Consider the following 23,739-nt stretch of genomic DNA (forward strand, 5'->3'; position numbering starts at 1 on the left):
GAGAATCCATAGATGGAATGGTTAGCGGATCCAACGGCCTGGCTCGGCCTGGCGACCTTGATTGTGTTGGAATTGGTGCTGGGCATCGACAACCTGGTGTTTATCGCGATCCTGGCGGACAAGCTGCCGCCGGAGCAGCGCGACCGTGCGCGGCTGATCGGTTTGTCCCTGGCCTTGCTGATGCGCCTGGGCCTGCTGGCGAGCATTTCCTGGCTGGTGACGCTGACCCAGCCGCTGTTCGAGGTATTCGACAAGAGCTTCTCCGGGCGTGACCTGATCATGCTGTTTGGCGGCGTATTCCTGTTGTTCAAAGCCACCATGGAGTTGCATGAACGCCTGGAAGGCCATGTGGCCCAGCACAAGGGTCACGTGGCGTATGCGATGTTCTGGCCGATCGTGGCGCAGATCGTGGTGCTCGACGCAGTGTTCTCCCTGGATGCGGTGATTACCGCCGTGGGCATGGTCGACGAGTTGGCGGTGATGATGATCGCGGTGATCGTGTCCATCGGCCTGATGATCGTGGCGAGCAAGCCGCTGACCCGCTTCGTCAACGCGCACCCGACGGTGATCATGCTGTGCCTGGGCTTTTTGATGATGATCGGCTTCGCGCTGACTGCCGAAGGCCTGGGCTTTCATATTCCCAAAGGTTACCTGTACGCGGCGATCGGCTTCTCGATTCTGATTGAAGTGTTCAACCAGATCGCCCGCTCGCGGCGCAAGAAGTCGGCGCAAGGGGTATTGCCGGTGCGTGAGCGCACCGCTCACGCGGTGATGCGTCTGCTCGGTGGTCGTAGCCTGGCGGTGGAGGAGGTCGGTGAAGAGGTGACGGACCTGCTGCACGAGTCGGATGCTGCGCAGGGCCCGCTGTTTGACCGACGCGAGCGCGTGATGATCAGCGGCGTGCTGCAACTGGCTGAACGCCCGATCCGCACGTTGATGACGCCACGGGCCAAGGTTGACTGTATCGACCTGGCGGACGATCCCGAGAGTATTCGCCTGAAACTGATGCATTCGTCCTACTCGCGGCTGCCGTTGATCCGCAACGGCGCGGTGGATGAGCCCCTGGGTTTCGTGCACAAAAAGGAATTGCTCAAGGAATACCTGGCCGGCAACGAGCCGAATCTTGCACACCTGGCGCGCCGGGCGATCAACCTGCTGGAAAGCTTTTCGATCCTGAACGCACTGGAGCAGATGCGCCAGGAGTCCACCCATATCGCCTTTGTGATCAACGAGTTCGGAGATTTCATGGGTGTGTTGAGCATGACCGACATCCTCGAATCCATCGCCGGTGAGTTGCCGGACGCCAGCGAGATCGAAGGGCCGGGCATTGTCGAGAACGGCGCGGGGTTTCGTGCCGATGGCGCGTTGAACCTCGACCAAGTCCGCCGGCGCACCGGCTTCAAGGCGGCCGCTACCGAGGACTACCAGACCCTGGCCGGTCTGGTCATGAGCCTGCTTGATCGCCTGCCCGTGGTGGGCGATCACCTGGAACATGAAGGTTGGCGGTTGACGGTGGCTGCGGTGCGTGAGCGCCGGGTGACGCAGGTATGCCTTGAGCCTCTTTCAGGGCGCGCCTGAATATGCCTTCAAGGATTTGCTTTTGGGTTTCCGGGGGGCCAAATCCTTCGATGAACTCCTTGACCTTGCCGTTGACGTGGGGAACGAGAGTGGGTGTCGCTCTCACCCCCGGCAATCTGGGCGTTTTTGCGATATCGACCACCAGGCATTTCACTGTTTTGTAATGCCGTGCAACCGCTTCGAAGTGTTCGGCTGCGGGGCCGCATCCCGGGCAGGTCTCTGAAACAACCAGTATGAATACGATTGGAGCGGATCTGACGATCGACTGATACTGCTCGTTGGTGGCAATAGCGTCCTTTGCGATACCCATAGTGACTTCCCTCGGCCAGCGTTTTTTGCCAACGCTAGGCCGGTGGTGCATCGGCGTCTACTGTCAACTTTCACAGGTCCGGCTGACGCTCCAGTCGCTCCCGGGCCTTGCGCGCCTGGCTCGCGCATTTTCGGTATTCCTCATTGTCACGGGACGCTTTGGCTTCCCGGTAGGCATGGTGATTCTGGCTGGTGTAGTTGGTGTCGAAGGCTTCCTTGAGTTTCTGCAGTTGTTCCTTGCAGTCGCGGCGGTCATTGCTCGCCAGGGCGTTGCCCGCCACCAGATAACACAGCATTAACAGGCCAAGGCTCAATTTCATCCGGGGTTGCTCCGTGCAGGGGTTTGTTCGCTCTACAGATTAGCCCAATGGTGCAAGGTTGGTGCGCAGTAACACCGTTGTGGGGCATTGAGTAGCAGGGCGATTGGATGATGGCGCAACGCCGCTGCGCTCTTCAATCACTATCCTGCTGATCCATAAACGATTTCTCTCCCGCATATTTTTCTCTGAAGGCATATGGCACACTTTCTGCTGTCTATTCCGTTGTTACATACCAAGTTCCGGTATAGCGGAATACACATCTCCTGGAGTGCTTGTCATGCATCACCGACCTTCCGTGTTCAAAGCGTGTGTTTTTCTCTTCGCCGCATCGGCGTGCGTTGCCAGCCTCGCGCAGGCGGCGGACAGCAAACTCGATGATGTGCTCAAGCGTGGGCATCTCATCGTGGGTACAGGCAGTACCAATGCGCCGTGGCACTTCCAGGGAGCGGATGGCAAGTTGCAGGGGTTCGATATCGACATTGGCCGCATCGTGGCCAAGGGTTTGTTCAATGACGCGAGCAAGGTCGAGTACGTGGTGCAGTCGTCCGACGCGCGCATTCCCAACCTGCTGACCGACAAGGTCGACATGAGCTGCCAGTTCATCACCGTCACCGCCAGCCGCGCTCAGCAAGTGGCCTTCACTCTGCCGTACTACCGCGAAGGCGTCGGCCTGCTGCTGCCGAACACCAGCAAGTACAAGGAAATCGAAGACCTGCAGGCGGCGGGCGATGGCGTCACCGTGGCCGTGCTGCAGAACGTGTATGCCGAGGAATTGGTGCACCAGGCGCTGCCCAAGGCCAAGGTCGACCAGTACGACAGCGTCGACCTGATGTACCAGGCCGTGAACTCCGGTCGCGCCGATGCCGCGGCCACCGATCAGTCTTCGGTCAAATACCTGATGGTGCAAAACCCTGGCCGCTATCGCAGCCCGACCTACGCCTGGAGCCCGCAGACCTATGCGTGCGCGGTCAAGCGTGGCGACCAGGACTGGCTGAACTTCGTCAATACCGCGCTGCACGAAGCCATGACCGGTGTGGAGTTCCCCGCCTACAAGGCCTCGTTCAAGCAATGGTTCGGCGTTGACCTGCCGGAGCCGGCGATTGGTTTTCCTGTGGAATTCAAATGACCCGCAACAATCGGGGCGCGCTTGATGGCGCCCCATTCAGGTAGTGCCGACCATGAACTATCAGTTGAACTTTGCCGCCGTGTGGCGTGATTTCGACACCTTGCTGGCGGGCCTCGGCCTGGGCCTGCAGTTGGCCTTGCTGTCGATCGCCATCGGCTGCGTGATCGGCCTGCTGATGGCGTTTGCCATGCTGTCCAGGCACCGCGCATTACGTATCTTTGCTTCGGTGTACGTGACGGTGGTGCGCAACACGCCGATCCTGGTCCTGATCCTGTTGATCTACTTCGCCTTGCCGTCGCTGGGGATTCGCCTGGATAAAATCCCCTCGTTCATCATCACCTTGTCGCTGTACGCCGGGGCCTATCTGACCGAAGTGTTCCGCGCCGGTCTGTTGAACATTCCCAAGGGCCTGCGCGAAGCCGGCTTGGCGATTGGCCTGGGTGAGTGGCGTATCCGCGCCTATATCACCGTACCGGTGATGCTGCGCAACGTGCTGCCGGCGCTGTCGAACAACTTTATCTCGCTGTTCAAGGACACGTCCCTGGCCGCTGCGATTGCGGTGCCGGAGCTGACCTATTACGCCCGCAAGATCAACGTCGAAAGCTACCGGGTGATAGAAACCTGGCTGGTCACGACCGCGCTCTACGTGGCTGCCTGTTACCTCATCGCCATGCTGCTCCGTTACCTGGAACAGCGTCTGGCGATCCGTCGTTAAGGAGGGTTTCCATGTACGAATCCCCCAGTTGGCTGCATGAATTGTGGATCGCCCGGGAGACGCTGTGGGCAGGGTTTCAGACCAGCATTTATTGCTCGGCGCTGGCGATTGTTTTCGGCACCCTGATCGGCATCTTTGCCGGGCTGGTGCTCACTTACGGCAAGTTCTGGATGCGTGCGCCGTTTCGTCTGTATGTCGACCTGATTCGCGGCACACCGGTGTTTGTGCTGGTGCTGGCGTGTTTCTACATGCTGCCGGCGCTCGGTTGGCAGATCAGCGCGTTTCAGGCCGGCGCCGTCGGGCTCACGCTGTTCTGTGGCTCCCACGTCGCGGAAATCGTGCGCGGTGCGCTGCAAGCCATTCCCCGTGGGCAACTGGAGGCGGGCAAGGCGATTGGCCTGACGTTCTACCAGTCCCTGGGCTACGTGCTGCTGCCCCAGGCGCTGCGGCAGATCCTGCCGACCTGGGTCAATTCCTCCACGGAAATCGTCAAGGCCTCGACCTTGCTCTCGGTGATCGGCGTGGCCGAGTTGCTGCTGAGTACCCAGCAAGTCATCGCGCGCACTTTCATGACCCTGGAGTTCTACCTGTTCGCAGGCTTTATGTTCTTTGTCATCAACTACGCCATCGAGTTATTCGGGCGCTACATTGAAAAGCGGGTGGCCTTGCCATGAATCAACTTCAAACAACCGAGCCGCTGCTGAATATTCGTGGCCTGCGCAAGCAATACGGAGCAGTGGAAGTGCTCAAGGGTGTCGACCTGAGCCTGCAGCGCGGCAACGTGGTGACCCTGATCGGCTCCAGCGGCTCGGGCAAGACCACCCTGTTGCGGTGCGTCAACCTGCTGGAAGAATTCCAGGGCGGGCAGATTACCCTGGACGGCGAGTCCATCGGCTACAGCGACGTGGCCGGCAAGCGCGTGCGTCACCCCGAACGCGTGATTGCCCAGCACCGCGCCATGACGGGCATGGCTTTCCAGCAGTTCAACCTGTTCCCGCATTTGACCGCCTTGCAGAACGTGACCCTGGGCTTGTTGAAAGTTAAGAAAATGCCTAAGGACGAGGCCGTGTCGCTCGCGGAAAAATGGCTCGACCGCGTGGGACTTCTGGAACGTCGCAATCACTTCCCCGGCCAGTTGTCCGGCGGTCAGCAACAGCGCGTGGCGATTGCGCGGGCCATTGCCATGAACCCCAGCCTGATGCTGTTCGACGAAGTCACCTCGGCCCTCGACCCGGAGCTGGTGGGCGAAGTCCTCAGTGTGATCAAGGGGCTGGCGGAGGAGGGCATGACCATGTTGCTGGTCACCCACGAAATGCGCTTTGCCTACGAGGTATCGGACAAAATCGTGTTCATGAACCAGGGGCGCATTGAAGAGCAGGGCAGCGCCAAGGATATTTTCGAACGCCCGCAGTCGCCGCGCCTGACGGAATTTCTCAAGAACATTCGTTTTTAATCAAGGAGCTATTTTATGAGCATTACTCGTTACGGTGCCGGCAGTATAGCCGGCGGCGGCCAGCCACGTCCTTTCGCCCGCGCAGTGGAAGCGGATGGCTGGTTGTACGTCTCAGGCCAGGTGCCGGCGGTGGACGGCGAAATCATCACTGGCGGGATCATCGAGCAAACCCGCCAGACCATGCGCAACGTGGTGGCCATTCTTGAAGAGGCCGGCTACGAATTGAAAGACGTGGTGCGTGTCGGTGTCTGGCTGGAAGACCCCCGGGACTTCTGGAGTTTCAACAAGGTGTTCGGCGAATACTTCACCCCGGAACATGCCCCGGCGCGTGCCTGTGTGCAGGCGAACATGATGGTCGATTGCAAAGTGGAGATCGATTGCGTGGCCTACAGGAAAAAGGGCTAAATTGGCCCCCATTCTCAAGACCACAGCAACTCCAATGTGGGAGGGGGCTTGCCCCCGACAGCGGTGTATCAGTAACAGATGTATGGACTGACACACTGCAATCGGGGGCAAGCCCCCTCCCACAGGGGATCACTGTGCAGCACACACCCAAGACCGGACCGGAACCGCCATGACCGAAGACACCATCAAACGCCGCGCCAAAGGCCTGGACCGTGCGTTCGATATCCTCGATTTTCTCAAGGAAGTCGGCCAGCCGCTGCGCCCCAATGATATCGCCAGCGGCATCGGCAGCCCCAAGTCCACGGTCTATGAACTGGTCGCCTCGCTGCTCGAACGCCGCATCCTGGAAACCGTCGGCAAGGACGGTCATGTCTACCTCGGGCGCCAGTTGTATTTCCTCGGCCAGGCGCACCTGCGCCACTTCGACCTGACGCGTGAGGCCGACCACGCCCTGCAGGAAATCGTCAGCCAGACCCACGAAACCGCGCAGATGTGCCTGCTCAACGGGCGCAAGTACACGGTGGCGCTGATGCGCGAAGGCCAACGGCATTTCCGTATTTCTTCGGATATCGGTGAAAACGCGCCGATCCCCTGGACCGCTTCCGGGCGCCTGTTGCTGGGGCATTTGAGCGATCAGCAAATCATCGACCTGATCGACCCCGACGATTTCATCTTGCCCGACGGCCTGCGCCTGCCCCTGGAGACCTTCCTGGCGCAGATCCGCCAGGCTACCCTCGATGGGTTCTTCTCCTTCGACAGCGTGGCCGACACCTTCACCCACTGCTTTGCCGCCCCGGTGCGTGACGCGCAGGGCGTCAGCATTGCAACGCTATGCATCGTTGCCCCTCGGGCCGATGCGAGCAAAAACTATCACGACTATCGCCGGGTGCTGATCGACAGCGCCAACAACCTGGCCCGGCGCATTACCGAATAGGATTTTCCCATGTCTGCCTTCAATGCCGTTGAAAAAGGCGCCGCCGCAGTCGGCGCCCATCTGGTCCGCGACGTGAGCCTGCCGGCGCTGGTCCTGCACCGTGATGCCCTGGAGCACAATATTCGCTGGATGCAGAAGTTTGTCAGCAATAGCGGCGCCGAGCTGGCGCCCCACGGCAAGACCAGCATGATGCCCGCCTTGTTCCAGCGTCAGATCACTGCCGGTGCCTGGGGCATCACCCTGGCCAACGCCGTGCAGACCCGCGCCGCCTATGCCGGTGGCGTGCGTCGTGTGCTGATGGCCAACCAATTGGTGGGCGCGCCGAACATGGCGCTGATTGCCGACCTGCTGGCCGACAAGGATTTCGACTTTCATTGCATGGTCGACCACCCGGACAACGTCGCCGACCTGGGCCTGTTCTTCGCCGCCCGTGGCCTGCGCCTGAACGTGATGATCGAATACGGCGTGGTCGGTGGCCGGTGCGGCTGCCGCAGCGAGCAAGAGGTGCGCGAGCTGGCCAAGGCAATCAAGGCCCAGCCCGCAATGGCCCTGACCGGTATCGAAGGTTATGAGGGGGTGATCCACGGCGAGCACGCTATCAGCGGCATCCGCGACTTCGCCGCCAGCCTGGTGCGCCTGGCGGTGGACCTGCAAGACAACGGCCTGTTCGATCTGCCCAAGCCGATCATCACGGCGTCGGGGTCGGCCTGGTATGACCTGATCGCCGAATCCTTCGAGCAACAGAATGCCGCCGGGCGCTTCCTCAGCGTGCTGCGTCCAGGCAGCTACGTGGCCCACGACCATGGCATCTACAAAGACGCGCAGTGCTGCGTACTCAATCGGCGCAGCGACCTCAACGAAGGCTTGCGCCCGGCAATGGAAGTCTGGGCCCATGTGCAATCGTTGCCGGAGCCGGGCTTTGCGGTTGTCGCCCTGGGCAAGCGCGATGTGGCCTACGACGCGGGCTTGCCGGTACCGCTCAAGCGCTACAAGGCCGGCATCGTGCCGGCCGAGGGCGATGATATGAGCGCGTGCCAGGTCACCGCCGTGATGGACCAGCATGCGTTCATGACAGTGGCGCCGGGGGTTGAGCTGCGCATTGGCGACATCATTTCGTTTGGTACTTCCCACCCTTGCCTGACGTTCGACAAGTGGCAGGTGGGTTGCCTGGTGGATGAGCAGTTGCGCGTGATCGAGTCCCTGCGTACGTGCTTCTAGACCGAGTCGCGCCTATCGGGGGCAAGCCCCCTCCCACAGGGGAATGCATTCCAAATGTGGGAGGGGGCTCGCCCCCGATGAGGCCATCAGCCCCACCGAGACAGCAGCCATGACCACTGAACCGCGCATCGCCCTTATCGGCGAATGCATGATCGAACTGCAACACCGCGCCGATGGCAGCCTGCACCAGAGCTTCGGCGGCGACACCCTGAACACCGCTGTGTACCTGCGCCGTGAGCTGGGAGGTGTCGGCACTGTTGACTATGTCACCGCCCTGGGCGACGACAGCTTCAGTGATGCCATGTGCCAGCAGTGGGCCGAAGAAGGCCTGGGGCTGGGCATGGTTCAACGTTTGCCCGGGCGCCTGCCGGGCCTGTATTGCATCCAGACCGATGCCAGGGGCGAGCGCAAGTTTCTCTACTGGCGCAACGAAGCCGCCGTGCGCGACTGCTTCACTACACCGGCCGCCGAGCCGATCCTGGCCGCCTTGCCGGGCTATGACCTGGTGTATTTCAGCGGCATCACCCTCGCGGTATTGGGGGAGATTGGGCGCGAGCGCTTGCTGGAAACCCTGGTCGAAACCCGTCGCCTGGGTGGCAAGGTGGTGTTCGATAACAACTATCGGCCACGGCTGTGGGCCGATGTGGAAGCGGCCCGTGTGGCTTACCGCAAAGTGTTGGCCGAAGTGGATATCGCCTTGCTGACCGAGGATGACGAGCGCGCGTTGTTTGGCTATGAGGACAGCGAGCGGGTGTTTGCGGCCTATCCAGAGATTGCAGAGGTGGTGCTCAAGCGGGGCGCGGATGCGTGTTTGATTCGTTGCGCGGGTGAGCGCTTTGCCGTGCCGGCATTGAAGGTGCAGAAGGTGGTGGACACCACGGCGGCGGGGGATTCGTTCAGTGCGGCGTATCTGGCCGGTCGGCTCAAGGGTGCGTCGCCAGAAGAGGCCGCGTTGGCCGGGCATCGGCTGGCGAGTCGGGTGATTCAGGTGCCGGGGGCTCTGATACCGAGGTGAATGGCCGCCTGTGGCGGATCGGGGGCAAGCCCCCTCCCACAGTTAACCGCGTTTTAACTGCAAGAATGCAGCCCAATGTGGGAGGGGGCTTGCCCCCGATAGCGATGTAAAGCAACCCCATCAGTCCCGGTAAAACACCTGCACCAGATGATAGCCAAACTTGCTCTTGATCGGCCCATGCACCACCTTCACCGGCTTCTTGAAGATCACCGCATCGATCGCCCCCACCATCTGCCCGGGCCGTACTTCGCCCAGGTCGCCGCCACGCTTGCCCGACGGGCAGGTGGAGTACTTTTTGGCCAGCACGTCAAAGGCCTCGCCCTTGGCAATGCGCTGCTTGAGCTGTTCGGCTTCTTCGCTGGTCTTCACCAGGATATGACGGGCTTGGGCTTTCATTGATCTCTACCAGGTGTGCGACGGCGCGCGATTATGCCTGAACTCAGGCATCGACGCCGATCATGCTGCGGATTTTGGTGGCCAGGAGGTCAATGGAAAAGGGCTTGGCGATCATGTCCATGCCGTCCTCCAGGAAGCCCTGGCGTTCAGCGGCTTTCTCCGCATAACCGGTCATAAAAAGCACGCGCAGGCCCGGGCGATGCTGGCGGGCGATTTCCGCCAATTGCCTGCCGTTCATGCCTGGCAGGCCGACGTCGGTCACCAGCAGATCCACACGCAAGTCCGACTCCAGCAGCGGCAGCGCGGCGCGGGCATCCGCCGCCTGGTGAGCGGTATAGCCCAGTTCATCGAGTACGTTGACCACCAGCATGCGCACCGCCGGGTCGTCCTCGACCACCACCACGGCTTCTCCGGCCAGGGCCACCGGCGCTTCGCTCAGGCTGGTGGGCAGGCTGCTTTCCAGTGCAGTGCCATACAGACGCGGCAAGTAAAGGCGCACGCAAGTGCCCTGGCCGGGTTCGCTCTGGATAGTCACATGGCCGCCAGACTGCTGGGCAAAGCCGTAGATCATTGACAACCCCAGGCCAGTGCCTTGGCCGATGGGCTTGGTGGTGAAAAACGGGTCGAATGCCTTGGCGAGGATTTTCGGCGCCATGCCGCTGCCGTTGTCGCTCACCCCGAGCATCACGTAGTCGCCGGCTTTGACCGGCTCCAGCGTGGTGAGGTCGGTCCCGTCCAGGTAGCTGTTGGCGGTTTCGATCAGCAGCTCGCCGCCGTCGGGCATCGCATCACGTGCGTTGATGACCAGGTTGAGCAGGGCGTTTTCCAGTTGGCTGGCGTCGGTGTTGACCGGCCAGATGTCCTTGCCCAATTGCACTTTGAGTGCGATATGTGCGCCCTTGGTGCGGCGGAACAAGTCTTCCAGGGACGCCACCAACTGGTTGGGGTCGGTGGGGCGACGGTCCAGCGACTGGCGCCGCGAAAACGCCAGGAGGCGATGGGTAAGGGCGGCGGCGCGATGGGCGGACGACACGGCAGCGTCGGCAAAACGGCCGATGTCTTCGCTGCGCCCGGCGGCGATATAGCGCTGCATCAAGTCCAGGCTGCCAATGATGCCGGTCAGCATGTTGTTGAAATCATGGGCGATACCACCGGTGAGCTGGCCTACTGCTTCCATCTTCTGTGCATGCCGCAGGGCGTCTTCGGCCCGTTCGCGCTCGAACATCTCATTCTGCAGGCGCTCGTTGGCCTCGGCCAGGGCCTGGGTACGCTGGGCTACGCGTTCTTCGAGGTTCTCGTTGAGGTGGCGCAGGGCTTCTTCGGTGAGCTTGCGCTCGGTCTCATCAATCACAAAGATGTAGAAACCGTTTACCGAGCCGTCGTTGCTGAAGCGTGGCAGATACTTCATCAAGGCATGGCGCGCTCGCCCGTCGCGATGCGGCGTGACAGTCATGAAGCTGCACGCCTTGCCGGCGAGCGCGGCGGCGATCTTGTCTGCGCGCCCGGCGTATACGTCGTCGCCGATGACTTCGCGGATGGTCTTGCCGTACAGCTCTTGCGGCGTTTTGCCGTACCAGTCGAGGTAGGCGCTGTTGTTCAGGCGAAAGCGCTGGTCGTGGTCGACGTAGCCGATCAGCACCGGCATGGCGTTGATGATCAGTTGCAGCTCGGTCTGACTTTGACGCAGTGCCTGCTCGGTGTGCTTGCGCTCGGTCAGGTCCAGCGCGGCGCCAAGGAACCGCGCCGGCCGTCCCTGTTGGTCCTTGTAGCAACGGCCGCGGGCAAACACCCAGCGCACCTGGCCGTCGGCTTGCTGCAGGCGGTACTCCTCGGCGTATTCGGTGCCGTGGGTGATGCAATGCTTGATGCTGTGCGTGACCATGCCCCGGTCTTCGGGGTGCACGCCGAGCAGGTACGCGCTGATGGGCAGCAGGCCAGCCTCATTCGGGTTGACGCCATGCAGGTAGGCGAAGTGTGCATCGGCGATAAAGAGGTCTTCACCGATGTCCCAGTCCCAGGTGCCCACCGCGTCGGTTGCTGCCAGGGCCAGTTGCAGGCGTTGCTCGGTGTTGTGCTGGGCCTTGAGACTGTCTTCGGAGCGCTGCTGCAGCTCGAGGGTTCTGCTGCGCCGCTCGTTGGTTTCGATGGCAGTGACCAGGATGCCGGCAACGCGAGCGCTTTCATCGCGTACCGGGCTGTAGGTCAGGTCGAGCCAGATTTCGGTATCGCGGCCCTGGCGCTGCAACACAAAGCGTTGCTCGCTGAAGGTGCGCACCTGGCCGCTGAGCACGGCGTCGTAGACCGGCGCGGCGAAGCTTTCCAGCTCGGGCCAGGTGTGGTGCGCCGGCTGGCCCAGGGCGCCGGGATGCTTGTTGCCTATCAGTTGGGCAAAGCCATCGTTGTAGATCTGAGTGAGGTGCTGGCCCCACAGCAGCACCATCGGCATGGGTGAATGCACGACGATATCGACGGCGGTGCGCAGACTTTGCGGCCAATCAATGGCCTCACCGAGAGGGCTTTGCGCCCAGTCCAGCCGCTTGATCAACGCAGCGGCTTCGCTACCGGTGGATGTTCCATTCATAAAAAGCCCTGAGCATGACGCCTTGAAAAAATGACAGCCCCCATTGTCCCAAGGAACGGCAACGGGTGGCTACCCCCAAAAAATAGCATGCATTAAGGGTTTTTCTTCAACACGCTGCGTCAGCGCTGAAACCTTTCATCTAATAAGCCAGCTCGGCTCTGTCGCGAAATTGCTCCAGTGCCTGGGGGTTGGCCAGGGCATCGGTGTTTTTTACCGGCTCGCCATGCACCACATTGCGTACCGCCAATTCGACGATTTTTCCGCTGATGGTGCGGGGAATATCCGTGACAGCGATAATCTTCGCCGGCACATGGCGCGGTGTGGTATTGACGCGGATCATCTGACGAATCTGCTGCTCCAGCGCCTCGTCCAGTTGCACGCCGTCATCCAGGCGCACAAACAGCACTACGCGCACATCGTCCTGCCAGCGCTGGCCGATAGCGAGGCTTTCCAGCACCTGCGGGACTTTCTCCACCTGGCGATAGATCTCGGCGGTGCCGATGCGCACGCCGCCAGGATTGAGCACCGCATCGGAACGGCCGTGGATCAGCAGGCTACCGTTCAGGTGTTGCTCGGCGTAGTCGCCCTGGGCCCATACGCCGGGGAACTGAGTGAAATACGAAGCGCGCAGTGTCTGCTGCTGCGGGTCGTTCCACAGCCCGATGGGCATGGCGGGAAAATGCCGGGTACACACCAGTTCGCCTTTTTCGCCGACCAGCGGCCGGCCCTGGTCATCCCACACTTCGATGGCCATGCCCAGGCTCTTGCACTGCATTTCGCCGCGGCGCACCGGCAGCACCGGGTTGCCGATCACGAAGCAGGAGACGATATCGGTGCCGCCAGACATCGACGACAGGCACAGCTCGCCCTTGATCTGGCGGTACACATAGTCGTAACTCCGGGGCGACAGCGGCGAACCGGTGGAAATCAGGCCCTTGAGGCTGCTCAGGTCGTGGCTCAGGCGTGGCTGCAGCCCGGCTTTCTCCAGGGTGGCCAGGAACTTGGGGCTGGTGCCGAACACACTGATTTTTTCCGCATCGATCAGGTCGATCAAACGCTCGGGCCCGGGGTGGAACGGTGAGCCGTCATACAGCACCGCCGTGGCACCAATCGCCAGCACCGACACCAGCCAGTTCCACATCATCCAGCCGCAGGTGGTGTAGTAGAACAGGCAGTCTTCACGGGACAGGTCGGCATGCAGGCCATGTTCCTTGAGGTGGGTGAGCAGCACGCCGCCGGTGCCGTGAATGATGCACTTGGGCACGCCGGTGGTGCCGCTGGAATAGAGGATGTACAGCGGATGATCGAACGGCACCGCGACGAATTCGGGCTCGCCGCCGGCCTGGTAGACGTCGTCCCACAGCCTGACCCGGGCCTGGGTGAGGTAGTCGCCGACCTGCGCATGCGCGCGCGCGTAGGGCACGATGATCAGTTGCTCCAGGGACGGCAGCCGTTCGAGGATTTCATTGAGCTTGGCGCGCTGGTCGATGGTCTTGCCGGCATAGCGATAACCGGCGCAGGTGATCAACACCTTGGGTTCGATCTGGCCGAAACGGTCGATCACGCCCTGGGTGCCGAAGTCCGGTGAGGAGCACGACCAGATCGCGCCGAGACTGGTGGTGGCGAGCATGCCGACCAGGGTTTGCCAGGTGTTGGGCATGCACGCGGCCACCCGGTCACCGAGGCCGACCCCGGCCGCGCGCAGGCTTTTTTGCAGGCCGGTAACGTGGGCGGCCAGTTCGGCGTAGGTCAGTTGTTCGCGCTGGCCGTCTTCGCTGATGGCTACCACCGCCGGGTGATCGTCGCGACGGCGCAGCAGGTGCTCTGCGAAGTTCAATGTCGCGCCGGGAAACCACTGGGCGCTGGGCATCTCCTTGCTTTCGATCAGCGTGGCGCTGGGCGGGCTGCGAAACTGCACGTCGAAGAACGCCACGATGGCCTGCCAGAAGTCCGCGCGCTGGTCGATGCTCCATTGGTGCAGGGCAGGGTAGTCGACCAACTGTTCGTTGTAGCGTTGGTTAATGTAGCGCCGGAACTGGTCCATGCGCGTGTTGGCAATGCGTTCCGGGGAGGGTTGCCAGAGGATGTCGGACATAGCGAGATCTCTTGTTCTTATGCACGTTCTTCCAAACAATGGAGTTCCAGTGTGGGAGGGGGCAAGCCCCCTCCCACATTAATCTCCACTGTCTGGGGTTATTGGGCCAGCCAGCCGCCATCGATGTTCCACGCCGCACCACGCACCTGGGCGCCGGCCTCGCTGCATAAGAACAGCACCAACTCACCCAACTGCGACGGCGTCACAAACTCCAGCGACGGCTGTTTTTCCGCGAGCAAGTCCTGCTGCGCCTGCCGCGGCTCCACCCCACTGGCCACGCGATCATCAATCTGCTTCTGCACCAGCGGGGTCAGCACCCAGCCTGGGCAAATGGCATTGCAGGTCACGTTGCTGGTAGCGGTTTCCAGGCCGACGACTTTGGTCAGGCCGATCACCCCATGCTTGGCCGCCACATAGGCCGCCTTGCCCACCGAACCCACTTGGCCGTGCACCGAGGCAATATTGACGATACGTCCCCAGCCCCTGGCCTTCATGCCCGGCAGGCTCAGGCGGGTGGCGTGGAACACCGAGGACAGGTTGATGGCGATGATCGCGTCCCAGCGTTCCACCGGAAAGTCTTCCACCGCCGCCACGTGCTGGATGCCGGCGTTATTGACCAGAATATCGACGCCGCCGAACTCGCGCTCGGCATAGGCGAGCATCTCGGCGATCTGCGCCGGGTCGCTGACGTCCGCCGGGTGATGCCCGACCTTGCCGCCCAATGCCTGCACCTGGGCGATCACCGCGCTGGCGTCGCCGAAGCCGTTGAGAATCAGGCTGGCGCCGGCGTTGGCCAGGCTCAGGGCAATGCCCAGGCCGATGCCGCTGGTGGAACCGGTAACCAGGGCCGTCTTGCCGTTCAATCTCGTCATGAAAACCTCACACAATGCCGGTGGCGTAGAAAGTACCGATCACCACGAACACCGCGAGGGTCTTGATGATCGTGATGCCGAAAATGTCCTTGTAGGCTTCGCGGTGAGTCAGCCCGGTGACCGCCAGCAGCGTGATCACCGCGCCGTTGTGGGGCAGGGTGTCCATGCCGCCGCTGGCCATGGCCGCGACCCGGTGCAGCACTTCAAGGGGAATATTGGCCGCATGGGCCGCTGAAATAAAGCTCTCGGACATGGCTGCCAGGGCGATGCTCATGCCGCCGGACGCGGAGCCGGTGATCCCGGCGAGCAGGGTCACGGTAATGGCTTCGTTGACCAGCGGGTTGGGGATGCCCTTGAGCCAGTCCGCCAGCACCAGAAAGCCCGGCAACGAGGCGATCACCGCCCCAAAACCATATTCCGAGGCGGTGTTCATGGCGGCGAGCAGCGCGCCGCTGACCGCACTTTTGCTGCCTTCGGCCAGCTTGCTCTTGATCGCCGAGAAGCCGAACACCAGCACCACGATAATCCCCACCAGCAACGCCGCCTGCACCGCCCAGATCGCGGTGAGCTTGGCGATTTCGGTGGTCACCGGGGTGCTCATGCCGGGCAGGCTGAGGCTGTGGGTCTTGCCGTACCACTGTGGAATCCAGTGGGTGAACAGCAGGTTCATCACCCCCACCAGAATCAGCGGCGACAGCGCGATCCAGGGGTTGGGCAGGGTCAGGTCCTCGGCGGTCTCCGGCTCGTTGCGCAACTCGGTGCCATAGCCTTCACCCGCGCGCTGGGCCTTGTTGCGCTGGCGCGCCAGGTACAGCATGCCGGTGCAGAACACGAAGATCGTGCCGATCAGCCCCAGCCACGGCGCCGCCCAGGCGGTGGTGTTGAAGAACGTGCTGGGGATAATGTTCTGGATCTGCGGCGTGCCGGGCAGGGCGTCCATGGTGAACGAGAACGCACCGAGGGCGATGGTGGCCGGGATCAGGCGCTTGGGTATATTGCTCTGGCGGAACATCTCCGCCGCAAACGGGTACACCGCAAACACCACCACGAACAGTGACACACCGCCGTAGGTGAGCAGGGCGCAGACCAGCACGATCACCAGCATCGCCTGGCGCGTGCCGAGCAAACGAATGGCGGCGGCGACAATCGAACGCGAAAAGCCCGACAACTCGATCAGCTTGCCGAACACCGCACCGAGCAGGAACACCGGGAAATACAGCTTGATAAAGCCGACCATCTTTTCCATGAACACCCCGGTAAAGGCCGGGGCGACAGCGGACGGGTCGGTGAGCAGCACGGCGCCAAGGGCGGCAATCGGGGCAAACAGGATGACGCTGTAGCCACGGTAGGCAGCCAGCATCAGCAGCGCCAGGGCTGCCAGGGCAATGATCACACTAATGGTGTGTCTCCATCGGATTGTTATTGTTGTGGGGGGTGGGGCTTTGGGGAGGTATAGCGAGATGTGTGCCAAGTGTTTAACTTATTGAAATACAAGGTTATTTATTGTTTTTCGGATCGGGGTATTCGGGCTCTGTCTCAATCTGGAGACAGGCACTGCTCAAATGTGGGAGGGGGCTTGCCCCCGATAGCGGTGTTTCAGGTTAAATAACTACATATGACCCACTGCAATCGGGGGCAAGCCCCCTCCCACATTGGATTGTCTTGATGTTGAGAATTTTGTCTCTTTAGGGAGACTGGGTGAGTCCCAAGGCGATCATTTTCTTGTACAGCGTCGACCGTCCCAGTCCCAGTCGCTGGGCGGCCTCCACCACATTCCCCGCGCATGCCTGCAAGGTCTCGCCAATCAACTGTCGATCAAACCGCGCTCGCGCCGCCGCAAACGACTCGCCCTCAACCGTAGCCACTGCATCGCGCTCCACCGGGCTGAACGTACCAATCGCCGCACGAATCTCCCCGGCGTTCAACACCAGGTCATCACTCAACAACGCTGCCCGCTCAAGCACATTGCGCAGCTCGCGGATATTGCCCGGCCAGGCATGCCGGGCCAACAGTGTCAGCGCTTCGGGGCTCAATTCGTGCCGGCTGCGCAGTTCTTCCAGAATCGCTTCGCTCAGCGCGGGGATATCCTCCAGGCGTTCACGCAACGGCGGCACCTGGATCGGCAGGACATTGAGTCGGTAATACAGGTCTGCGCGGAATTCGCCACGCTTGATCGCCGCCTCCAGGTCCATGGAGGTGGCGGCAATCACCCGTACATCGCTGTGCAACATCTCGTTGGAACCCACAGGTTCAAATTCCTTTTCCTGCAGCACCCGCAATAACTTGCTTTGCAGGGGCAGCGGCATGTCGCCGATCTCATCCAGAAACAGCGTGCCACCCTGGGCGATCTGGAACTTGCCGGGGCGGCCCTTGCGGTCGGCGCCGGTAAAGGCGCCTGGGGCGGTGCCGAAAAATTCGGCTTCGAGCAGGTCGTGGGGAATCGCCGCGCTGTTGATGCTGACGAACGCCTTGTGGGCGCGAGGCGACGCGCCATGGATAGCCTGGGCGAGCAATTCCTTGCCGGTGCCGGTTTCGCCGAGCAGCAGCACCGGCGATTCGGCGCTGGCACTGCGCCGCGCGCGGCGCTTGACTTCAAGGCTGGCGGCGCTGGTGCCGATAAAGTGCGCGAAGTTGTATTTGCTTTGCCGAGAGCGCAGCAACGAACGGGTGGACGCCAGCTCCTGCTGCAGGCTCAGGTAGCGCTCGATCAGCGGCGACAGGCTGCGCAGCTCATCGAACAGCGCAAACCCGATCGCACCCATCACCGTACCCGCTTCGTCGTGGATCGGCAGGCGCATCACCACCAGCGGGCCTTTGGGCGTGTCCTGGATATCCAGCAGGATCGGCCGGTCATTACGCACAACCTGGCGCAACAGGCTATTGGAGATCACCTGCTCGCAGGGTTGGCCGATGGCCTGCTCCGCGCTCTGCAGCCCGAAACGCCTGGCGTAGCGTTCGTTCATCCAGACGATGTTTGCGTCGCGGTCGACAATCACCGTGCCTTCGCTGGACTGCTCGATGATCTCGAACAGCGACTGAATGGCCTGGCCGCGAACCTGTTGGTAATCCTTGAGGCTGGTACTCATGGGTACGGGATCCTGTAGGAGCGAGCTTGCTCGCGAAGGTCGTCAACGATAATGCGGCGCTTCTGGAGGAATCTGGAGCATTCAATTTCTTCGCGAGCAAGCTCGCTCCTACAGGGGGATGTGGGCTGCGGCCAGCAATTCTTTGGTGTAGGGGTGTTGCGGCGACTCAAAGACCTCATGACTGGCGCCGCGCTCCACCACCTTGCCGTCCTTGACCACGATCATATCGTGGGCCATCGCACGCACCACCGCCAGGTCATGGCTGATGAACAGGTAAGTCAGGCCGTATTTCTCCTGCAGTTCGCGCAGCAAGGCCACCACTTGTTTTTGCACCGTGCGGTCCAGCGCCGAAGTGGGTTCATCCAGCAGCATCAGCGCCGGCTTGAGCACCAGCGCACGGGCGATAGCGATACGTTGCCGCTGGCCACCGGAAAACTCATGGGGGTAGCGATGGCGGCTGGCGGGGTCCAGGCCCACATCCTTGAGCACCTGGATCACCTGCGCCTCGCGGTCGGCGAGGCTGCACGGGGCATGCACTTCCAGGCCTTCGCTGATGATCTGCTGCACCGACATGCGTGGGCTGAGGCTGCCATAGGGGTCCTGGAACACCACCTGCATCTGCTTGCGCCAGGGACGCATCTGCTGATGGTTGAGCGGGTCGAGGGCCTGGCCCTGGAAGTGGATGCTGCCGCTGGAGTCCAGCAAGCGCAAAATCGCCTGGCCGAGGGTGGACTTGCCCGAGCCGGACTCGCCGACAATCCCCAGGGTCTTGCCCCGTTGCACGCTCAGGCTGATGCCGTCCACCGCACGCAGGTAGGTCCTGGGCCGAAACCATCCGCTGCCAAGGCGAAACTGCACAGTCAGGTCATCGACCTGCAAGACCGTCTCGCGTTCTTCACTGCACAGCGCATCGCCGGAAGGTTCGGCGTCCAGCAGCAGGCGGCTGTAAGGGTGCCGGGGCGCGGTGAACAGCGTCTGGCAATCGGCCTGCTCGACGATCTCCCCGGCGCGCATCACGCACACCCGCTGGGCAATGCTGCGCACCAGGTTGAGGTCATGGCTGATCAGCAGCAGTGACATGCCCAGGCGTTGCTGCAGGGACTTGAGCAACAGCAGGATCTTGCGCTGTACGGTCACGTCCAGCGCCGTGGTGGGCTCGTCGGCAATCAGCAGCTCCGGCTCGCAGGCCAGGGCCATGGCAATCATCACCCGCTGGCGCTGGCCGCCGGAGAGTTGATGCGGGTAGGCCTTGAGCCGCTCCCGGGGTTTCTGAATGCCCACCAGGTCGAGCAGCTCAAGAATGCGTGCCTGCGCCGCCTTGCCCCCCAGGCCCTTGTGCAGCAGCAGGGTCTCGCCGATCTGCTTTTCGACCGTATGCAGTGGGTTCAGCGAGGTCATTGGTTCCTGGAAGATCATGGCAATGCGGTTGCCGCGCAACTTTTGCAGGGCCGCTGGCGATGCGCCCATCAGCTCCTGGCCGCGGTACTTCACCGAGCCAGTGCTGTGGGCCCCGGCGTCGGGCAGCAATTGCAGGATCGAGTGGGCGGTCACCGACTTGCCCGAGCCGGACTCGCCAACCAGCGCCAGGCATTCGCCGGGGCGTACGTCCAGGCTCACGTTGCGCACCACGGTCTGGCCGCTGAACGCCACGCACAGGTCACGGATTTCAATCAGGTTCATACGCGATCACTCATGAGCGAGGGTCGAAGGCATCACGCAACGCCTCGCCGATAAACACCAGCAGCGACAGGATCAGCGCCAGGGTGAAAAATGCTGTCAGGCCCAGCCACGGCGCTTGCAGGTTCTGCTTGCCCTGGGCGATCAACTCACCCAGCGAAGCACTGCCGGCCGGCATGCCGAAGCCGAGAAAGTCCAGGGCGCTCAAGGTCGAAATCGCCCCGGTCAGGATGAACGGCAGGTAGCTCAAGGTTGCGGTCATGGCATTGGGCAGGATATGCCGGGCAATGATCTTGCCGTCGCCCAGGCCCAAGGCGCGTGCGGCCTTGACGTATTCCAGGTTGCGCCCGCGCAGGAACTCGGCGCGCACCACGTCCACCAGGGCCAGCCAGGAAAACAGCGCCATGATCCCCAGCAGCCACCAGAAATTCGGCTCGACGAACCCCGACAGAATAATCAGCAGGTACAGCACCGGCAGACCCGACCACACCTCCAGGATGCGTTGGCCGAGCAAGTCCACCCAGCCGCCGTAGTAACCCTGCAACGCGCCGGCGGCGATGCCGATGGCCGCGCTGATCGCGGTCAACGCCAGGGCAAACAGGATCGACACCCGCGCGCCGAAGATGACCCGTGCCAGCACGTCTCGCGACTGGTCATCGGTGCCCAGCCAGTTCACTGTCGACGGCGGGCTGGGGGCAGGGCGGGTCAATTCGTAGTTGGGCGTGTCGTCGCTGAAGGGAATCGGGGGAAACAGCATCCAGCCGCCGTCCTGTCTTATCAGCTTTTGCACGTACTCACTGCGGTAGTCGGCCTGGAACGGCAGTTGCCCGCCGAACTGCTGTTCGGTGTAGCGCTTGAACACCGGGAAATACAGCTCGTTCTTGAAGCTGAGCACCAGGGGTTTGTCATTGGCGATCAACTCGCCGCCCAACGTCAGGATGAACAGGCCGATGAACAGCCACAGGGACCACCAGCCGCGACGGTTCTTCTTGAATCGCTCGAACCGCCGACGCGCCACCGGAGACAGATTGAGCATCAGGCGTTCCTCGCGGCAAAATCGATACGCGGGTCCACCAGGGTGTAGCACAGGTCACCGATCAGTTTTATCAAGAGGCCGAACAGGGTAAAGATAAACAGCGAACCAAACACCACCGGGTAGTCCCGCGACACCGCTGCCTCGTAGCTCATGCGGCCCAGGCCATCGAGGGAGAAAATCACCTCGATCAGCAGCGAACCGGCGAAGAACACGCTGATGAACGCCTGGGGAATCCCGGAAATCACCAGCAGCATTGCGTTGCGAAACACATGGCCGTAGAGCACGCGGCGCTCGCTCAAGCCCTTGGCGCGCGCGGTCACCACGTACTGCCGGGTGATTTCGTTGAGGAACGAGTTCTTGGTGAGGATGGTCAAGGTGGCGAACCCGCCGATCACCAGCGCCGTGACCGGCAATACCAGGTGCCAGAAGTAATCGGCGATCTTGCCCACGGTGCTCAGTTCTTCGAAATTCTCCGACACCAACCCGCGCACCGGGAACCAGTTCAGCGAGGTGCCGCCGGCAAAGACCACGATCAGGAACATCGCGAACAGAAACGCCGGCATGGCATAGCCGATCACGATGGCGGTGCTGCTCCATACATCGAAGCTGCTGCCATGGCGCACTGCCTTGCGTATGCCCAGGGGGATCGACACCAGGTAGGTAATCAAGGTGGCCCACAGGCCGAGGGAAATGGTCACAGGCATCTTTTCCAGGATCAGGTCGATCACCGTCGCGCCGCGAAAGAAGCTGTTGCCGAAGTCCAGTCGGGCGTAGCTCTTGAGCATCAGCCACAGGCGTTCCGGCGCAGGCTTGTCGAAGCCATATTGCTTTTCGATGTCCTTGATCAGTTTCGGGTCCAGGCCGCGGCTGGCCCGCGAGCCGCTGATGCCTTCGCCGGCAGCGCCTGCGACACCGCCCCCGCCGATGCCTTGCAGGTGGGCGATGGCTTGTTCGACCGGCCCGCCCGGCGCGGCCTGCACAATAACGAAATTCACCAGCAGGATGATCACCAGGGTGGGGATGATCAGCAGCAGGCGCCGCACGATATAGGCAAACATCAGCGCGCGCCCCCGCGTTTTTCCAGCTTGGCGCGCATCTGCTCATTTGTCAGCGGCGTCGGGCTGACTTCCCACCAGGTTTCCAGGGCTTCATCGTTTTTCGCCTCGATGGCCGGGCGGCCGAAGCGGTTCCACCACGCCGCGGACGTGCCCGGCGGGTAGTAGTTGGGAATCCACAGGTAGTTCCATTGCAGCACCCGGTCCAGCGCGTGGGCGTAGGTGAGCATCTGCGCCTGGGTGTCGGCCTTGACCAGGCCATTGACCAGGCTGTCGACGGCCGGGTCCTGCAGCACCATATAGTTATTGGCGCCCGGATCGAACGCGGCGGCGGAACCGAAGAAATTGTACAGCTCCATGCCCGGTGATGCCGTGACCGGAAAGCCGGTGACAATCATGTCGTAATCCCGTGCCATCAGGCGGTTGACGTATTGGGAAGAGTCGATGCGGCGGATATTCAAGGTGATACCGATTTGCGCCAGGTTGCGCTTGTAAGGCAGCAGCAGACGTTCCACACCCGCCTGGGCATTAAGGAAGGTAAATTCCAGCGGCTCGCCCTCGGCGTTGACCAGTTTGTCGCCGTCAGGCTTCCAGCCCGCTTGCTCCAGCAGGGCCAGGGCTTGCAACTGCTTGTCGCGGATCACGCCGCTGCCATCGGTGACGGGCGCCTTGAACACCTGGGTAAACACTTCATTGGGAATCTGCCCGCGCAGGGGTTCAAGGATCGCCAGTTCTTCCGGGGTCGGTAACTGGGTGGCGGCAAGCGGGCTGTTGGAGAAAAAGCTCTGCTGGCGGATGTACAGGTTGCGCATCATCTGACGGTTGGCCCATTCGAAATCCCACAGCATGGCCAGGGCCTGGCGTACACGGCGGTCCCTGAGCATCGGCTTTTGCACATTGAACACATAGCCCTGGGCCGGTTGCGGCATCTCCTTGGCCAGATGCGCGCGCTGCAGGCGGCCATCATCCAGGGCCGGGCCGTTATAGCCGATGGAGTACCCGGTGGCGGAAAACTCCCGGTTGAAATCGTAGGCGCCGCCGCGCAGCACCTGGCGCGCCACTTCGGTGTCGCCGAAATACTCCAGGCTCAGGTGATCGAAGTTGTACAGGCCACGGCTGACCGGCAAATCCTTGCCCCACCAATCGGGGTCGCGGGTAAAGGTGATGGTGTTGCCGGAGTCGATCTTGCTGACCTTGTAGGGGCCACTGCCCAGCGGCGCTTCATAGCCGCCGCCGTTGGCGAAGTCGCGGGTCTTCCACCAATGCTCGGGAAACACCGGCAGGGTGGCTATATCCAGGGGCAGGGTGCGGTTTTCATTGCTGGAAAAGTCGAAACGCACCTGACGCTCGCTTTCGACTTCGACATGCTTGACGTCGGCGAACAGCGTGCGAAAGCGCAGGCTGCCTTGGGTCATCAATAAATCGAAGCTGTAACGCACGTCTTCGGCAGTGATCGGTTTGCCATCGGCGAAACGCGCCTTGGGGTTGAGATAGAAACGCAGCGACAGCCCGTCGTCGGCGCGCTCCATCTTTTGCGCAACCAGGCCATAGACCGTGTAGGGCTCGTCCAGGGAACGCTGGGCCAGCGGCGCATACAGCCAGCCATCCACCTGCGACACGCCGATGCCTTTGTCGATATACGGCAAAACGTGATCAAAGCGCCCGATCTCCAGGGCGGAGCGGCGCAGACTGCCGCCTTTGGGCGCATCCGGGTTGGCATAGTCGAAATGGCTGAAGCCGTCGGGATATTTGGCCGGCTCGCCGTACACCGTGAGGGAGGCTTGTGGTGCGGCGATCACGTTGGGGCCGGTCATAAACAAGACCAGGGTGATGCTGAACAGTTTTGGAAAAGCCAGTCGCATTATCAG

20 protein-coding genes and 1 pseudogene are annotated in these 23,739 nt (G+C 61.9%); 9 read left to right on the forward strand and 12 right to left on the reverse strand.

The genetic code is table 11. From position 1 onward, the window contains the following. The first annotated feature begins 12 nt into the window (after positions 1-12). Entirely contained in the window at positions 13-1,578 is a 1,566-nt protein-coding gene (locus MRY17_RS10715; protein ID WP_243353733.1) for a TerC family protein, read from the forward strand. 52 nt (positions 1,579-1,630) lie between these two features. Here the strand turns inward: MRY17_RS10715 and MRY17_RS26605 are convergent. Beyond that, positions 1,631-1,939, reverse strand: a pseudogene (locus MRY17_RS26605) (thioredoxin family protein); the annotation flags it as partial. A 19-nt stretch (positions 1,940-1,958) separates the two neighbouring features. Beyond that, on the reverse strand, positions 1,959-2,207 hold the full coding sequence (locus tag MRY17_RS10720) for a hypothetical protein (protein ID WP_243353734.1): 249 nt from the start codon (positions 2,205-2,207) through the stop codon (positions 1,959-1,961). 277 nt (positions 2,208-2,484) lie between these two features. Here MRY17_RS10720 and MRY17_RS10725 point away from each other — a divergent pair, with 277 nt between their 5' ends. From MRY17_RS10725 to MRY17_RS10760, 8 genes are all read left to right on the forward strand, one after another. Further along, entirely contained in the window at positions 2,485-3,333 is an 849-nt protein-coding gene (locus MRY17_RS10725; protein ID WP_124433011.1) for a transporter substrate-binding domain-containing protein, read from the forward strand. A 52-nt stretch (positions 3,334-3,385) separates the two neighbouring features. Continuing rightward, complete coding sequence (locus tag MRY17_RS10730) at positions 3,386-4,048, forward strand: amino acid ABC transporter permease (protein ID WP_017737242.1); 663 nt, start codon at positions 3,386-3,388, stop codon at positions 4,046-4,048. Between the two features lie 11 nt (positions 4,049-4,059). Continuing rightward, the gene (locus tag MRY17_RS10735; protein ID WP_181285952.1) at positions 4,060-4,722 is read left to right on the forward strand and encodes an amino acid ABC transporter permease; all 663 of its coding nucleotides are present in this window, start codon (positions 4,060-4,062) and stop codon (positions 4,720-4,722) included. Then, the gene (locus tag MRY17_RS10740; RefSeq protein WP_243353735.1) at positions 4,719-5,501 is read left to right on the forward strand and encodes an amino acid ABC transporter ATP-binding protein; all 783 of its coding nucleotides are present in this window, start codon (positions 4,719-4,721) and stop codon (positions 5,499-5,501) included. Before MRY17_RS10735 ends, MRY17_RS10740 begins: the two co-directional genes overlap by 4 nt. 15 nt (positions 5,502-5,516) lie before the next feature. Continuing rightward, positions 5,517-5,906: a RidA family protein gene (locus MRY17_RS10745; protein ID WP_243353736.1), complete on the forward strand. Its 390-nt coding sequence runs from the start codon at positions 5,517-5,519 to the stop codon at positions 5,904-5,906. 169 nt (positions 5,907-6,075) lie between these two features. After that, positions 6,076-6,840: an IclR family transcriptional regulator gene (locus MRY17_RS10750; protein ID WP_181285949.1), complete on the forward strand. Its 765-nt coding sequence runs from the start codon at positions 6,076-6,078 to the stop codon at positions 6,838-6,840. A 9-nt stretch (positions 6,841-6,849) separates the two neighbouring features. Then, complete coding sequence (locus MRY17_RS10755) at positions 6,850-8,058, forward strand: amino acid deaminase (protein ID WP_243353737.1); 1,209 nt, start codon at positions 6,850-6,852, stop codon at positions 8,056-8,058. A 109-nt stretch (positions 8,059-8,167) separates the two neighbouring features. Further along, positions 8,168-9,073 (forward strand): sugar kinase, encoded by a 906-nt coding sequence (locus tag MRY17_RS10760; RefSeq protein ID WP_181283000.1) that lies wholly within the window; start codon positions 8,168-8,170, stop codon positions 9,071-9,073. Positions 9,074-9,193: 120 nt separating this feature from the next. On the opposite strand, the gene MRY17_RS10765 is transcribed toward MRY17_RS10760, so the two are convergent. The 10 genes from MRY17_RS10765 to MRY17_RS10810 all read right to left on the reverse strand — a co-directional run bounded on the left by MRY17_RS10765 (position 9,194) and on the right by MRY17_RS10810 (position 23,733). Beyond that, positions 9,194-9,469 (reverse strand): peptidylprolyl isomerase, encoded by a 276-nt coding sequence (locus tag MRY17_RS10765; protein WP_003174397.1) that lies wholly within the window; start codon positions 9,467-9,469, stop codon positions 9,194-9,196. 43 nt (positions 9,470-9,512) lie between these two features. Next, positions 9,513-12,050, reverse strand: coding sequence for a PAS domain-containing hybrid sensor histidine kinase/response regulator (locus MRY17_RS10770; RefSeq protein ID WP_243353738.1), 2,538 nt, complete (start codon positions 12,048-12,050; stop codon positions 9,513-9,515). Between the two features lie 139 nt (positions 12,051-12,189). After that, complete coding sequence (locus MRY17_RS10775) at positions 12,190-14,145, reverse strand: acetoacetate--CoA ligase (protein ID WP_243353739.1); 1,956 nt, start codon at positions 14,143-14,145, stop codon at positions 12,190-12,192. A gap of 98 nt (positions 14,146-14,243) precedes the next feature. Further along, the gene (locus MRY17_RS10780; RefSeq protein WP_243353740.1) at positions 14,244-15,017 is read right to left on the reverse strand and encodes a 3-hydroxybutyrate dehydrogenase; all 774 of its coding nucleotides are present in this window, start codon (positions 15,015-15,017) and stop codon (positions 14,244-14,246) included. Positions 15,018-15,024: 7 nt separating this feature from the next. Beyond that, entirely contained in the window at positions 15,025-16,416 is a 1,392-nt protein-coding gene (locus MRY17_RS10785; RefSeq protein ID WP_181282996.1) for a GntP family permease, read from the reverse strand. Positions 16,417-16,702: 286 nt separating this feature from the next. Continuing rightward, positions 16,703-18,103 carry a sigma-54 interaction domain-containing protein gene (locus MRY17_RS10790; protein WP_243353741.1) on the reverse strand — a complete coding sequence of 467 codons (1,401 nt, stop codon included), beginning with the start codon at positions 18,101-18,103 and terminating at the stop codon, positions 16,703-16,705. 108 nt (positions 18,104-18,211) lie between these two features. After that, positions 18,212-19,783: an ABC transporter ATP-binding protein gene (locus MRY17_RS10795; protein WP_243353742.1), complete on the reverse strand. Its 1,572-nt coding sequence runs from the start codon at positions 19,781-19,783 to the stop codon at positions 18,212-18,214. A gap of 10 nt (positions 19,784-19,793) precedes the next feature. Continuing rightward, entirely contained in the window at positions 19,794-20,816 is a 1,023-nt protein-coding gene (locus MRY17_RS10800) for an ABC transporter permease (protein WP_181282993.1), read from the reverse strand. Further along, positions 20,816-21,874 (reverse strand): microcin C ABC transporter permease YejB, encoded by a 1,059-nt coding sequence (locus MRY17_RS10805; RefSeq protein ID WP_057722105.1) that lies wholly within the window; start codon positions 21,872-21,874, stop codon positions 20,816-20,818. The genes MRY17_RS10800 and MRY17_RS10805 overlap by 1 nt, the downstream gene beginning before the upstream one ends. Next, positions 21,874-23,733 (reverse strand): extracellular solute-binding protein, encoded by a 1,860-nt coding sequence (locus MRY17_RS10810; protein WP_243353743.1) that lies wholly within the window; start codon positions 23,731-23,733, stop codon positions 21,874-21,876. Before MRY17_RS10810 ends, MRY17_RS10805 begins: the two co-directional genes overlap by 1 nt. Positions 23,734-23,739 lie beyond the last annotated feature (6 nt).

Origin of the sequence: Pseudomonas orientalis, from assembly GCF_022807995.1 — a bacterium.
Classification (GTDB): domain Bacteria; phylum Pseudomonadota; class Gammaproteobacteria; order Pseudomonadales; family Pseudomonadaceae; genus Aquipseudomonas; species Aquipseudomonas orientalis_B.

Bases quoted from the DNA above. Each gene is read 5' to 3' on its own strand.
- MRY17_RS10805 (WP_057722105.1), bottom strand. From the start codon at position 21,874: ATGTTTGCCTATATCGTGCGGCGCCTGCTGCTGATCATCCCCACCCTG.
- MRY17_RS10745 (WP_243353736.1), top strand. From the start codon at position 5,517: ATGAGCATTACTCGTTACGGTGCCGGCAGTATAGCCGGCGGCGGCCAG.
- MRY17_RS10765 (WP_003174397.1), bottom strand. From the start codon at position 9,469: ATGAAAGCCCAAGCCCGTCATATCCTGGTGAAGACCAGCGAAGAAGCC.
- MRY17_RS10755 (WP_243353737.1), top strand. From the start codon at position 6,850: ATGTCTGCCTTCAATGCCGTTGAAAAAGGCGCCGCCGCAGTCGGCGCC.
- MRY17_RS10795 (WP_243353742.1), bottom strand. From the start codon at position 19,783: ATGAACCTGATTGAAATCCGTGACCTGTGCGTGGCGTTCAGCGGCCAG.
- MRY17_RS10725 (WP_124433011.1), top strand. From the start codon at position 2,485: ATGCATCACCGACCTTCCGTGTTCAAAGCGTGTGTTTTTCTCTTCGCC.
- MRY17_RS10760 (WP_181283000.1), top strand. From the start codon at position 8,168: ATGACCACTGAACCGCGCATCGCCCTTATCGGCGAATGCATGATCGAA.
- MRY17_RS10730 (WP_017737242.1), top strand. From the start codon at position 3,386: ATGAACTATCAGTTGAACTTTGCCGCCGTGTGGCGTGATTTCGACACC.
- MRY17_RS10775 (WP_243353739.1), bottom strand. From the start codon at position 14,145: ATGTCCGACATCCTCTGGCAACCCTCCCCGGAACGCATTGCCAACACG.
- MRY17_RS10790 (WP_243353741.1), bottom strand. From the start codon at position 18,103: ATGAGTACCAGCCTCAAGGATTACCAACAGGTTCGCGGCCAGGCCATT.
- MRY17_RS10715 (WP_243353733.1), top strand. From the start codon at position 13: ATGGAATGGTTAGCGGATCCAACGGCCTGGCTCGGCCTGGCGACCTTG.
- MRY17_RS10720 (WP_243353734.1), bottom strand. From the start codon at position 2,207: ATGAAATTGAGCCTTGGCCTGTTAATGCTGTGTTATCTGGTGGCGGGC.
- MRY17_RS10740 (WP_243353735.1), top strand. From the start codon at position 4,719: ATGAATCAACTTCAAACAACCGAGCCGCTGCTGAATATTCGTGGCCTG.
- MRY17_RS10770 (WP_243353738.1), bottom strand. From the start codon at position 12,050: ATGAATGGAACATCCACCGGTAGCGAAGCCGCTGCGTTGATCAAGCGG.
- MRY17_RS10780 (WP_243353740.1), bottom strand. From the start codon at position 15,017: ATGACGAGATTGAACGGCAAGACGGCCCTGGTTACCGGTTCCACCAGC.
- MRY17_RS10750 (WP_181285949.1), top strand. From the start codon at position 6,076: ATGACCGAAGACACCATCAAACGCCGCGCCAAAGGCCTGGACCGTGCG.
- MRY17_RS10810 (WP_243353743.1), bottom strand. From the start codon at position 23,733: ATGCGACTGGCTTTTCCAAAACTGTTCAGCATCACCCTGGTCTTGTTT.
- MRY17_RS10735 (WP_181285952.1), top strand. From the start codon at position 4,060: ATGTACGAATCCCCCAGTTGGCTGCATGAATTGTGGATCGCCCGGGAG.
- MRY17_RS10800 (WP_181282993.1), bottom strand. From the start codon at position 20,816: ATGCTCAATCTGTCTCCGGTGGCGCGTCGGCGGTTCGAGCGATTCAAG.